At 39.2% G+C, this 12,638-nt stretch carries 12 protein-coding genes and 2 rRNA genes; 11 read left to right on the top strand and 3 right to left on the bottom strand.

From position 1 onward, the window contains the following. From rrf (DFP82_RS14400) to DFP82_RS14370, 7 genes are all read left to right on the top strand, one after another. A 5S ribosomal RNA gene (gene rrf / locus DFP82_RS14400) occupies positions 1-89 on the top strand; the annotation flags it as partial. Between the two features lie 111 nt (positions 90-200). Then, entirely contained in the window at positions 201-548 is a 348-nt protein-coding gene (locus tag DFP82_RS14395; RefSeq protein WP_110924413.1) for a hypothetical protein, read from the top strand. Between the two features lie 104 nt (positions 549-652). Beyond that, a complete protein-coding gene (locus DFP82_RS14390) occupies positions 653-1,294 on the top strand; it encodes a glutathione S-transferase family protein (protein ID WP_110924415.1) in 642 nt (213 codons plus the stop codon). 277 nt (positions 1,295-1,571) lie between these two features. Next, positions 1,572-1,686: ribosomal RNA gene (gene rrf / locus DFP82_RS14385) — 5S ribosomal RNA — on the top strand. Positions 1,687-1,938: 252 nt separating this feature from the next. After that, complete coding sequence (locus DFP82_RS14380) at positions 1,939-2,661, top strand: FRG domain-containing protein (protein ID WP_110924412.1); 723 nt, start codon at positions 1,939-1,941, stop codon at positions 2,659-2,661. A gap of 1 nt (position 2,662) precedes the next feature. Next, on the top strand, positions 2,663-3,169 hold the full coding sequence (locus DFP82_RS14375) for a YfbU family protein (RefSeq protein WP_110924411.1): 507 nt from the start codon (positions 2,663-2,665) through the stop codon (positions 3,167-3,169). A gap of 128 nt (positions 3,170-3,297) precedes the next feature. Beyond that, complete coding sequence (locus DFP82_RS14370) at positions 3,298-3,954, top strand: hypothetical protein (RefSeq protein WP_110924410.1); 657 nt, start codon at positions 3,298-3,300, stop codon at positions 3,952-3,954. A 6-nt stretch (positions 3,955-3,960) separates the two neighbouring features. Here DFP82_RS14370 and DFP82_RS14365 read toward each other — a convergent pair whose 3' ends face one another. Beyond that, a complete protein-coding gene (locus tag DFP82_RS14365) occupies positions 3,961-4,221 on the bottom strand; it encodes a DUF1289 domain-containing protein (RefSeq protein WP_110924409.1) in 261 nt (86 codons plus the stop codon). A gap of 199 nt (positions 4,222-4,420) precedes the next feature. Between DFP82_RS14365 and DFP82_RS14360 the strand changes: the two genes are divergently transcribed. From DFP82_RS14360 to DFP82_RS14350, 3 genes are all read left to right on the top strand, one after another. Then, positions 4,421-5,053 (top strand): YqiA/YcfP family alpha/beta fold hydrolase, encoded by a 633-nt coding sequence (locus DFP82_RS14360; protein WP_110924408.1) that lies wholly within the window; start codon positions 4,421-4,423, stop codon positions 5,051-5,053. Between the two features lie 110 nt (positions 5,054-5,163). Continuing rightward, positions 5,164-7,050 (top strand): DNA topoisomerase IV subunit B, encoded by a 1,887-nt coding sequence (gene parE, locus DFP82_RS14355; protein WP_110924407.1) that lies wholly within the window; start codon positions 5,164-5,166, stop codon positions 7,048-7,050. 165 nt (positions 7,051-7,215) lie between these two features. Beyond that, positions 7,216-7,905 (top strand): lysophospholipid acyltransferase family protein, encoded by a 690-nt coding sequence (locus tag DFP82_RS14350; RefSeq protein WP_245905747.1) that lies wholly within the window; start codon positions 7,216-7,218, stop codon positions 7,903-7,905. 115 nt (positions 7,906-8,020) lie between these two features. Here the strand turns inward: DFP82_RS14350 and DFP82_RS14345 are convergent, their stop codons facing one another. Next, on the bottom strand, positions 8,021-8,689 hold the full coding sequence (locus DFP82_RS14345) for an SDR family NAD(P)-dependent oxidoreductase (RefSeq protein ID WP_110924405.1): 669 nt from the start codon (positions 8,687-8,689) through the stop codon (positions 8,021-8,023). Positions 8,690-9,016: 327 nt separating this feature from the next. Between DFP82_RS14345 and DFP82_RS14340 the strand changes: the two genes are divergently transcribed. Further along, a complete protein-coding gene (locus DFP82_RS14340; protein ID WP_245905746.1) occupies positions 9,017-10,480 on the top strand; it encodes a hypothetical protein in 1,464 nt (487 codons plus the stop codon). Between the two features lie 100 nt (positions 10,481-10,580). Here DFP82_RS14340 and DFP82_RS14335 read toward each other — a convergent pair whose 3' ends face one another. Next, a complete protein-coding gene (locus DFP82_RS14335) occupies positions 10,581-12,251 on the bottom strand; it encodes a mechanosensitive ion channel (protein WP_110924403.1) in 1,671 nt (556 codons plus the stop codon). Positions 12,252-12,638: the final 387 nt, after the last annotated feature.

Here is a 12,638-nt window from a genome sequence, read left to right as displayed (position 1 = left end):
ACCTGATCCCTTCCCGAACTCAGAAGTGAAACATCGTTGCGCCAATGGTAGTGTGGATTCGTCCATGTGAGAGTAGGTCATCGTCAGCTCTCTATTCTAAAGTTAAACCCCCAACGTTAATTCGTTGGGGGTTTTCTTTTGCCTGCAAAAAATGCCAGTGTGATATTATTTACCATTATTCTTACCTTTAGGAGCATATTATGGGCGTTTCACTTTACTATACAGCTGAGCGTACGACACTTTTAACTGAGCAGGAGCAAGAGAATATTACGCTTATCGTTGATAAGTACAATGACACCTTTGAGTATGCAGAAGAGGCGGAGTCTTTTGATCTTTATGCCTATGATGATAGTGAGTCAGAGGTCATATTAGCAGGCGCTACAAAAATGCCTTCTAGCATGAATGTGGAAATTCTGATGTATAGCATCAATCATTGGCTACAGTGTTTGACTGAAGTTCGACTGGCAGTCGCTGATGCAGAATGGCATGTGCATTTAGATGATAGTGACGCAATATGGCTAGATGATAAGTGGCAGATGGAAGGCTAGTACATCAAAATATTGTTATGATGCATCATCAACTAATAAGATAACAAATCGCTAATGATATGAGCCAACGCTAGGTATCAGTCAACTCTAAAATGGAGTCTGTTTTGTTTAAACTTTACTATTATCCAAATAATGCCAGTTTAGCACTACACTTTTTGCTTCATCATGTGAAAGCGGATTATGAGTTAGTATTGGTTGAAAGAGAGAGTAACACTCACAAATCAGCTGACTATCTGAAGCTAAATCCTGCTGGGCGTATTCCAACGTTGGTTGATGACGAGCAGCCAATCTTTGAAAGCCCCGCCATTTGTATTCATATTTGTGAATCACATCCAGAATATGAGTTAATACCAGCAATTGGTGACCCTAAACGACCATTGTTTTTTCAGTGGCTCGCATTCTTAAACAATACATTACAAGCGGAATTGATGGTTCGTTATTATCCACATCGCCACACTAACGATGAGAGCAATATACCCAATATTATATCTGCCCAAGATGATCGCATTGGAGAGGCATTGTCTATAATAGACAGTCAGCTTGATTCTAATGATTTCTTGCTTGGTGAAAAACTATCGGCATGTGACTATTTTTTATTTATGTTGGCAGAGTGGTCATTGCTATTAGAGAAGTCACCGATGGATTATACAAACTTGGCAGTCTATCTAAATCGACTAAGTGGAAACCCTAGTATAAAAGCAGTATGTGATTTTGAAGAGATAGATCTGAGGCCATTCAAAATATAGTCATAATAAGTTGTTTGAATGAGTATTTATTCTTCAGGAGTTAGATATGAATATAGATTCTTTAGCTTTATATATGACTTTTTAGGTCTTCTTGCTGCTATTTATCAATTGAGATAAAGTTTTCTACAGCAGAGAGTGATATTTGAAGATTCAATAAAGAAAGAATATTTCGATATCACCTTTAACCTTGATTCAGTTAGGTTATAAGTTAACAGGTCGTAAACTAAACATTTATCGTCAAACAATAAATACAACAGACTCATATCTAACCCCCTTTGCTGACGACAATAGCATAATAGCCCCACATAATCCCTTCCCGAACTCAGAAATGAAACATCGTAGCGCCAATGGTAGTGTGGGTTCGCCCATGTGAGAGTAGGTCATCGTCAGCTCTCTATACTGAAATATCCCCCGACTAGTTATCTAGACGGGGGGCTTTGCGTGGAATTTAGTTGATTACCACTGCTATGCTCTTAAGCGTATATTGCACAATGCTTTTAGCTATTAGACTAGTTATAGGTGAGAAAGGATGCAGAATGCAGATTTTATTGCTATATTGATTGTCAATTTATGACACTAATAATAAGTTTTTAGGATTGTAAATTGTTAGCATATACTCTGATTCTGCAAAGGTAATATATTTTATGAGTGCTTGGAATAGGTTTTTAGAGGAGGTGAAACAAGCTGAGAACGAACTCGGTAACCCTCGTGAAATATGGTACAGAGGACATTCCCAAGAGTCATGGAAATTAAACCCAAGTCTCCTTAGATATAGTGATTGGGAAAATAAAGAAAAGGAATTGTTTTTTGAATTTAGTCAAACGGCTTCTAGGCTATTTGACAAAAGAAACAATGAATGGGAAATATTATTCGATATGCAACATTACTGGATTCCTACGAGGCTACTTGATTGGACAACAGTCATGGGTGTTGCGATTGCATTTATTCTGCATGCTGATTATGAGGGTGCAGAAAATAGCTGTTTATATATTTTAGATCCTAGATCTTTAAACCAGTTAAGTGGACGTAACGAAGTTATAAGTTTACCTGATGATAAAAAGTTTGACTATAAGTCTATTTATTGGGAACACAATCCAGTAAAAATTGAAAAACCAATAGCAGTTCGTCCTCATCAGCAAAGTGCTAGATTGTTAGCTCAAAAAGGCGTATTTACTGTACATGGTAATCTGAATGATAGTTTTGAAAATAGTGCAACTGATTGCTACCGAAAGATAGTACTTCCAAATGAAGCTAAAGAAGAAGCTAGAATTTTTCTTAAATGGGCAAATCTTGATGAGTATACTATTTATCCAGATATTGTAGGTATGTCACAGCATATTAAAAGAAAAATATTGAAGGGAGAGTAAGATGCATTTTACTAAAAAAGAGAGGTTGATCTTAATTAACCAGTATAAAATCTTATCCAAATTATGCCCTGATGATTCAGAGCATTATAATGAGCTTCGCGAAATACTGGAAGATGGTTATGAAATTTTTTACTCACAGATTGATGAGTGGATTAGTCAGGATATGTCTAAAAGTGAAGGTGAGTTTGTATTAGAGATATTAAATCTATATAGAGCTATTGAAGACTATAAAAGGATGTCTAAAGATCAAGAAATTATTAAGAATAGTTATTCATACTTTAGAGGATTCGATGGTAACAATGAAGGGCAATACATGCAGTTCGCAAGGTTTCTTATTAATAAACAAAATAAGTTTTCTGAGCAGAAAGATTATTTAAGAAAAAATGATAACCTAAATAGCCATATGCCAATGATTGGCATCTATAAGAGCATGCTATCAAAGTGGAGCAGTATTGGTAAACCATGGAATCTAAGTGCCCAGAACATTAATGATATTTTGAGCATTTAACTTGTAAACTCTCAGAGTAAAATATTTAGTTAATTCAAGAATAGATTGTCTTTCTCTTTTATTTATAATTATGAACAATTATTTTTTCTGTTTAAATTAAGACTAAATCCTACCAAAGAGTAATGTAGATGCTAGATAAAAAATTGACCATACTATTAGTTTTTCTCACGTTGATATTTTTGGCTATCGGAATAACGACTGTAGATAGCAACGGCTACGGAAGTATGATTAACTCTTTGAGTGTAGGCTTTGTAGTCAGTTCGATTTTTTATTTTCTTGTAGTATACATGCCTGAATATAAACGTAGGAAAATGTTGCATGAATCACTTAAGAGTCAGTACTTGCAGTTCAAAATATCATGTATTAATACCTTTTTAATAATTAGCAATTCTCAAGAACATTCTGACAGAGAAGAACTTCTTAACCTAACTGAATTTCGACGTTATTTTAAAAAAGAAAATAAAAATGGAGAAAATCGTTGGGATGCTGTAGCGAACTCTCTTCAGGACAGTGAATACTATCTTAGAGAGGTTATATACTATCTTCAAATGTTAAATGAAGAAATAAGGTATACGCGTAACTCTATAAACTTGAACGATCCCGAAGTATTTGAATTTCTTAATAGACTTTCGCAGCTTATTGCGAGAATGGAGTCAACAGAAAGAGAATACGATGATATAAAGTCGCTTTGTGGATTTCTTTGGTCTATTTTCACAGGGTGGGACTGGGCTAAAGGTTATAGTGAATCAGATATAATAAAAGATATTATAGGACGTGCTAAGTAAAATATACTAAAACAACTCACCCACCTCAATGTCTTCTTCAAAATCGAACCCCAACTGCTCATCTTTACGTTGTCTCATTTGTTCAATACGCTGTTTACGCCCAACGATGAGCCGTAGCACTTCACGTTGCTGCTCTGTTGTCATATCATGCCATCGTTGGCGTTCGGTACGACTACGCAAGCAGCCAAAGCAATAGCCTTTTTTATTGCTTTGACATACACCAATGCATGGATTGGCAATCTCGAACAGTTCAAACTGCTGATTCATGGCGACTCCATTGCTATTATCGTTATTCCTTTAACTTGCCTAACTTATTGTCTGGCCTCATTGCAAAACATTATTATGTCGCAAATGCTGAATAATAATGTGCCATTTTATTGTTATAATTTTTGTTTAGCGGGTGCTATGCTTAGCTTTGATCGCCTTTATAAGATAATCATAACAAAATTAATAAGTGAGATGATACGTGAACATTATTTATATTCATGGACTAGACAGTGATGCCAATTCTACTAAAGGAGTACTGTTAGAAAAATATTGTCAGCAGTATCATCCTGATATCAGCGTATATCGCCCTGATCTAAATAGCGCTCCGGAGCAAGTTTTTGAGCAGCTGGTCAAGTTGGTCACTCAATTAAATAGAGATGCTGAAACAGTACTGATAGGTAGCTCGTTAGGGGGCTACTTTTCTACTCTAGTGAGTAATCATACAGGCTGTGCGGCTTTACTGTTAAATCCCAGTACGCAGCCGCATATCACGTTGCAACGCTTTGCTAGTGAATCGTCTTCAAAAGCTAGTGGGGAAAGGAAAGCGTTAGAAAATGAGATTCTGCATATAACAGCGGGTGGTTGGCATATTACTCATGCAGATTTGCAATGGTTTGCAGCGCATCCTTTAGGATTAATTAATTACCCTGATAAAATGGCGGTCTTTATCAAAGAGGGTGATGAGCTTTTGAATCCATACTTATCACGAGATTTTTATAGAGCGCTTGATGCACGGGTGACTTTGCAGGAAGGTGGCGATCATAGGTTTAGTGATTTCGATGTGCAGCTGCCAATCGTCATTGATACGCTACAACGTTTGCTACAGCCTTAAATAGACGACATTATATGACGTGAGCGACTGAGTATTGACGTTACCGTCGCTATTTTTCGTTATAATGGTTTAATAGAATTAAACGCACATGAATAGTTAAGGATGCATTTGTGAGTCAATATAATGCGCAGTCGTTAGAAGTTTTAGAAGGACTTGAGCCAGTACGCCGTCGCCCAGGGATGTATACCGATACCACGCGCCCTAACCATTTGGCACAAGAGGTCATCGATAACTCAGTTGATGAAGCATTGGCTGGTCATGCAAAGACCATCAAAGTTCAGTTGTATAGTGATGGGTCGTTGTCCGTTGAAGATGATGGTCGCGGTATGCCGACCGATATCCATCCAGAGTTTAATCAATCAGGTATTGAGCTAATTTTAACCCGTTTACATGCCGGTGGTAAATTTTCGACCTCTAATTATGAGGTTTCAGGCGGCCTACATGGCGTGGGTATATCTGTCGTCAATGCGCTATCAACACGGGTCGAGGTCACGGTATGGCGTGATAGCACACAGTTTGATATGGCGTTTGAAAATGGTGCTCCAGTAACGCCTTTGACTGAAGCCGTCAGCTCGAACAAGCGTAAGCGCGGTACCAAAGTACATTTTTGGGCCGATGGTAGTTTCTTTGATTCGCCGAAACTCAATGTCAAACAGCTCAAGCATAACTTGAAGGCTAAGGCAGTTTTGGCAGCTGGGTTAACGATTGAGTTTACTGATGAGATTAATAATGAAAAAGTTGTGTGGCAATTTACCGATGGGGTGGTTGAGTATTTAAATGAGCAACTAGACGGTCTTGAGACCTTGCCTGAAGCACCTTTCTATTATAACTATGAGGCAAAAAGTGGCGAGCGAGCAGGTATTACTTTTGCGTTGTCTTGGTTGCCTGATGGTGGGACACCGATTCAAGAAAGCTATGTGAACCTTATTCCGACGGCTCAGGGTGGTACACACGTCAATGGATTACGCACTGGTATTTTGGAAGCCTTGCGTGAGTTTTGTGATATTCATAACTTATTGCCACGTAGTGTAAAACTGACAGCAGAAGATGTATGGGATGGGGTGAATTATATCCTATCACTTAAGTTTTCTGAGCCACAGTTCTCTGGTCAAACCAAGGAGCGTTTATCTAGTCGCGAAGCTGCTGGAGCGGTTCAGACCTTGGCGAAAGATGCTTTTAGTTTATGGCTAAACCAAAATGCAGACATGGGTACTCAAATTGCAGAGTTGGCCATCAATAAGGCAGGTCGCCGTCTTAAATCTGCTAAAAAAGTTGCTCGTAAAAAAATAACGCAAGGGCCTGCATTGCCGGGTAAATTGGCAGATTGTCGCGGTGATTTACGTGATGGGGCAGAGCTATTCTTGGTAGAAGGAGACTCTGCAGGTGGTAGTGCCAAGCAAGCTCGAGATCGTCATTATCAAGCGATATTACCGCTGCGTGGAAAGATTCTAAACACGTGGGAAGTATCATCCGATACGGTACTTTCAAGCCAAGAGATTCATGATATCGCGATTGCTATCGGTGTCGATCCTGCTTCTGATGATTTATCTGAGCTGCGTTATGACAAGGTATGCATCTTAGCGGATGCTGATTCTGATGGTTTGCATATTGCGACATTGATTTGCGCTTTATTTGTGAAGCATTTTCCTGCATTGGTTGACGCAGGTCACTTGTTTGTGGCGATGCCGCCTTTGTACCGAGTTGATGTAGGCAAAGAGGTTCACTATGCGTTAGATGAGCCTGAGCTTGAGCATATTTTGGCCAATGTGCCGGGCAATAAAAAAGCTCAAATTACCCGCTTTAAGGGATTGGGTGAGATGAGTGCAGAGCAGTTGCGTGAAACAACTATGAACCGTGATACTCGACGTTTGGTTCAGTTAGATATGGACGATATGGTGCTCACTAATAGCGTCATGGATATGTTGCTTGCGAAAAAACGCGCATCTGATCGCAAGTCATGGCTTGAGAACAAAGGCAATTTGGCTAACATTCCATAAATGCCTTTGTTAGCTTGCTCGTTATAATCGTACTTATTTATAGACATCTCATGAATGCTAATTCATAAATAGAGGGTTTGTTAAGCAATAAAAGCTGATAAAACGCAACTTAGTCGCATAAGCTTAATGCTATTATATAAGTATCTTTTATTATATGGTGCCATGATGACATCAAAGTTTTCTAATCGTTCTAAAGCTTCTTCGTTTAAGCGATCTAAGATTTTACCCAAGCTCAGTAGAGCGCAGCTCGGTGACTTAGTTCCAAGACGTGGTAATAAAATTGCACCTTTCATTGCGTCAACCATGCTAAAAGCATCGGGATGGACTACCGTTGGTGAGATACCAAATATTTCGCAGGCGGTGGTATTAGCGCTACCGCACACCTCTAATGTCGATGGTGTGTATGCGATACCCAGTCTGTTTGCGCTAGATCTGCAGATTAGTATTATGGGTAAGCACACTTTATTTAAAGTACCAGTCCTTGCGCAACTACTACGCTGGATGGGCATTATCCCTATTGATCGTAGCAACAAGGGTTCGGTGCTGCAATCAAGTATTGATAAATTCAAAACGGGTGAGCCACTGTTTTTAGGATTGTCACCAGAGGGTACGCGCCAATACACTGAGAGTTGGAAAACAGGGTTTTATTATTTAGCATTGGGTGCTGGTGTGCCGATTTTACCAGTCGCTATGGATTACAATACCAAGGAGATACGCTTTATGTCTCTGGTCTATCCTAGTGGTGATATCGATGCTGACTTGCCAAAAATCTACGAGCAATATGAAGGTGTAATTCCAAGATATCCTGAGCGTCTATCGCAGCCTCTACAAGACGTGAATGACTCAGCTAATTAAAAGGCTTTAAAGTAGTTATTATAATAGATCTTATTTAAAAGCCCCCTGATATACATATATCAGGGGGTTTTTCTCTGTAAACATTAAGAGTATTTTCTAAGATTTCTTACTTGGTCTAATTTGTGAAGGTGCTAACCCCGCCATCGACAGGTAAGTTCAAACCAGTAATAATAGCCGCGTCATCGCTGGCGAGAAACATCACAGCCGCTGTCACGTCGAAAGGAGTGGCTGTTTTTCCCAGTGGAGAGTGAGTAACAAATGGGTTTGAACTGACATCTGTTGTGACGAACCCAGCAGTGACCGCATTGATACGCACGTTATTTGGTATATTTTCTAATGCCAGTTTTTTGGTAAGTTCAGTCAACTTACTTTGTTCCGCTTTATACGTGTCAATACTCCAGTCTGCTGATAGATCAGTCAGTGCTGATATATTAACGATATTACCTTTTGTTTTTATTAGCTCTGGAATGACTGACTGATGAATGCCGACAGCAGTGTCTATATTGACCATGACATCAATATGATTATACTTCTCGAGTACATGCTCTACTAATCTTGCCGTTTGGGTTGGATCGTTGATATCACTGGTCACGGTAAGGTGGTTACCTGTGTTGATCCATGTGTGGTCTTGTGGCAGATCTTCGTAGATGTATCCTAAGATATCAGAATTAATACCAACAATGATACAGTTGGCTCCTTCTTGTGCGAATCGCAGCGCGGTTGCCCGACCGATATCTGAATCTGCGCCTGTTATGATGACGGTCTTTTCTTTAAAGCGCTTCATATTGTTCAATCCTTGTTATTATATGAGAATGATTAAATAAGTTTGACGAATGTATGGCCTGTCCACTATAAAGTCATTAAGTCGCTGAACTGGCTAACCTTAATAATATAGCGCTTGTGCTATGTTTTCTTATATCAGTATTATTTTGACTCTATAAGATAGGTATTCTCTAAGGCAGTCTATATATACAAATTCGTGTATAAGTGATGCTACTTTGCTATCATCATAACAATTCAGCACTGTGAAAGCGACTGTGTTTCATCGTGCTAATCAGCAAAAATAACATACCATACAATATAGCCATTCAATAATAAAAGGTCAGAACTTGTGTCCCATTCGATTACGACAATGCCCGACTGGGGCTATCTTACTACCGAGCTGGTCTGTTACTTACAAGCAGACGCTACCGCAGTCGCTTTAGCTGGCATGCATATGATTGAGCATGACTATAATGCTCAGTATATCGCTCGTCACTATCAATATCAGTTGCCACTTGGCAAGCTACAGCTGCTTGAGCTAACCCTATACTTACCATTTGATACGGGATCAGCTAATATTGAGGCTGTACGTATGATCGCAGTAAAATCTGCGCTTTCATGGTACAAAGCATCACTGTCTCCAGATGAATATAATGATGCAGTCGGTTATGAGGCTTTGATCTTCGATATTCAACTTGTGGGAGGTGATAGCTCTGCACAAAACGATAAAGATAGTGAAAAATATAACGCCCTACAGCGACTGAAACACAGTTTTGGTGCGCGTTATTTTTTAGAAGACCTAGTGGTAGATATGAGTGAAAGTCAGCAGCAGCTACAAGTATTTAGCTGGGATGATTGGTACTCGATAGCGGCAGCGGTACGCACACCATCTGAGTTATGGCGTTTTTTGTCGTATCATCTAGAGCAGCTACAGCATTCGGCCACGAGTCATATACCAAGCTTTGAATCAGAAGATGCCTTGGTTGAGAAGTTCTTACAAAGTCCAGGTTTATTTAATTCTGCTATTGCAGTTGATAATGCACTCATCAAAAATGAGGCACAGGATGAGCCTAATTCAGCACTTGTAGCTATAACGCTCGCATACAAAAACCAAAGTACAACTGCGCAGATGTATCATCAGCATATGCTGCAAGCAGCAACACTATGGTCTCAACTAAGTATGCAAATGATAGAGACGTATAGTGAAAAGCAAACAATTAATAATGATGATCAGTTAGACGTACCGCTTGTTTACTGGCAGCAACAACTGCTAGGTGAATCTCTGTTTTCACGTCACGAACTTATCCGCACGCTATATAGACATCCCAAACAAAGCGCCTCGTTGCAGAAGGATGGCTATGTCGTACACCAACATTCTTATGAGAGTTTGGGTCGACATTATGTACTGGTGTTTTATGGTCAGGAGGCTACAGGACATAATAGCAAAGCGGCTGTTCAACCGAAGTTGGCACAGATTGCAAAGGATGTTGCCACACGTTTACCAATAATTGAGCTTCATCATGTCATTGTGTTGGGTATTGATTTTATCACTGAGGCCGATGATACCTTTATCGATATCGATCTATGGATTCAGCCAGTCGATACCATGACTCAACGTGAACGTCAGTTAACTAAGCAATTGCAACGTCTCAAGCATCAAGACATTCAGCATCAAAAGGGTAGCTCGCAGTCAGACCAACAAACAGCTTCAAATGCAGCATCAGCAAATAAAGATTCTAAAAAAGATAGTCAAGCGGATAGACGACCTCAAGTACACTTAAACCTTTCCATTCCTGCGCGAAAAGATAAGTAATAAATGATGAGCCATACAATCCACAAGTGACTATATCAAGCGCCATAAAAAAAGACAGCCTAGGCTGTCTTTTTTACATTTGAAAATTCAGAATAACTATTTATTTATTGTTGATATCGTCATTTAGACCGCTACCAGGCAGTAATACGTTGCCATCATTATTGATGTCATCAGTATTAACAGGAGTCGTATTCACTACATCTGTACGTAAATCGTCAGTTGACGTGCTTGTAGCCGCAGGCGTGTTTTCACGCACTGAATCAGCCACTTTTTCTTGAGTTGATGTCTCTGGCTGAAGCGCAGATTTTGCTTTGGCTTCGGTACGCTCATGATCCATCTTGTCTTGCATCTTACGTAGGAAGCGTGCTGCTGCTTCTTGACCACCAAGACCGAATGATAGGGCAAAAGCAACGGCTACTGCACCTAATGTTAGACCAAATGCTAGATTAACGATTGAATCTGCAATACCCATCGCTTTTAGACCCATGGCTAGTACTAAGCCCATGATCAATACACGTACGATATTTGCTAGGAATTGTGAACCTTGCTCAGAGCGCTCAACCACACCTGCAATAATGTTAGCAAGCCAAAACCCGATGAATAGGATAATAGCACCAAGGATGATATTAGCACCAAAGGCAATGAACATTGTGATGATAGCTGAAATAGGCTCAAAACCTAATAAGTCAGCAGCGGCAATGGCAGCAAACAGCATTGCAAAGAAAACAATCGCATAACCAACTAGGTCAGATACTTTCTTATCACCCATAGTGTCTTGCAGGCCAACTTTGGCTGGCAATTGGTTGATTTGAGTGTTTTCGATAAGGCCTTTAATAATGTTGGCAACCATGCGAATTACATAGAAAGTTACCACTAAAATGGCGGCTGCCATAAAGATGTTTGGCAAAGCTTCCATGATTTTATTCAGCATGTTCGTCGCAGGACGAGCAATAACTTCGATCTTTAGAGCATTTAATGCTGCAATAATAGTTGGAATGATAACCACTAAAAATGCTAATGAACCAGCAATGTTAGGTAGGCTGTTTTTTTCGCTTAAACCTGCTTTTGAAGCCAGTTCTTGCACATTAAACGTAGAAACAAGATTGGTTACGATGCCACGTACTACTTTAGCAATGATATAACCGACGACAAAGACTACAGCTGCAATTAAGATATTAGGAATAAAGCTGAAGATTTTATCAACCATATTAGTCAATGGTGCAAATAAACCATCAAGCTGTAATTGACCAAGTACCATGGTTAAAACAATCAGTAAAATGAACCAATACACCATATCAGCGATGGTACTGCTCATTGGTTTTACACCAGCTTGAGCACTTAGACGCTCGTCCATTGATGTTTTAGACAGTGCCGCATTGATGGCTGTACGTACAACGGTAGCCACAACCCAACCAATGACACCGACAGCGATAGCACCGATAAGATTAGGAATAAATGCCAACACTTGATTAATCATATTTGCGAACGGTGTCGAAATTGAGTTCAAATTCAATTGGTTCAGCGCTCCAGAGATTGCGATGATAAAAATAAACCAAAATACGATTTTGGAGATAATACCTTCCAAGTCGTAGGCTTTACCTGTTGAAGAACTCATACGTTGGTTAAGATTGATCTTAGATAGTACATTACGAACTAGGGCTGCAATACCGAGTGCAACCAACCAGCCAATGATAAATATTAAAATAGCACCGATAATGGAGCCGATAGGCCCACCAAGATAACCGTTAAAAGACGTGTACATTGGATTCATTTGATCCTCCTTTAATCATCATACAGAGGCTGCCAAACAATATCGTCAATGTGGCTGATATTGAATGTGACCAATACATAATGGTTATAATAAATAGTATTTTTCAAAATGAGCTATAGAGTGATATTCTAATTTTCGAGTCGTTAGTCTTATCAAAAAATATCTGTGTACTTTGTATTTATAACTTTATTGCTGATATTTAGATATCTTTGATAGGGTAAATACTTGACTATTTATCACCTTAACTGGTTCAGCTTAGCTGATGTGTCAGTAGATTTAAAGACAGAAAGCTTAACCTGTTACTATATTTGTGTGATAACTTGTTATTATATATATAAATATTAACACATACTGTACACTCATCCGATAATTTTATTCCAAACATGG

Origin of the sequence: Psychrobacter fozii, from assembly GCF_003217155.1 — a bacterium.
Lineage (GTDB): Bacteria > Pseudomonadota > Gammaproteobacteria > Pseudomonadales > Moraxellaceae > Psychrobacter > Psychrobacter fozii.
This window is presented reverse-complemented; position numbering and strand designations above follow the sequence as displayed.

What these genes read in the sequence shown, in the direction of transcription:
- DFP82_RS14395 (WP_110924413.1), top strand. Translation starts at nt 201, where the DNA reads ATGGGCGTTTCACTTTACTATACAGCTGAGCGTACGACACTTTTAACT.
- DFP82_RS14380 (WP_110924412.1), top strand. Translation starts at nt 1,939, where the DNA reads ATGAGTGCTTGGAATAGGTTTTTAGAGGAGGTGAAACAAGCTGAGAAC.
- DFP82_RS14375 (WP_110924411.1), top strand. Translation starts at nt 2,663, where the DNA reads ATGCATTTTACTAAAAAAGAGAGGTTGATCTTAATTAACCAGTATAAA.
- DFP82_RS14370 (WP_110924410.1), top strand. Translation starts at nt 3,298, where the DNA reads ATGCTAGATAAAAAATTGACCATACTATTAGTTTTTCTCACGTTGATA.
- DFP82_RS14365 (WP_110924409.1), bottom strand. Translation starts at nt 4,221, where the DNA reads ATGAATCAGCAGTTTGAACTGTTCGAGATTGCCAATCCATGCATTGGT.
- DFP82_RS14350 (WP_245905747.1), top strand. Translation starts at nt 7,216, where the DNA reads ATGACATCAAAGTTTTCTAATCGTTCTAAAGCTTCTTCGTTTAAGCGA.
- DFP82_RS14345 (WP_110924405.1), bottom strand. Translation starts at nt 8,689, where the DNA reads ATGAAGCGCTTTAAAGAAAAGACCGTCATCATAACAGGCGCAGATTCA.
- DFP82_RS14335 (WP_110924403.1), bottom strand. Translation starts at nt 12,251, where the DNA reads ATGAATCCAATGTACACGTCTTTTAACGGTTATCTTGGTGGGCCTATC.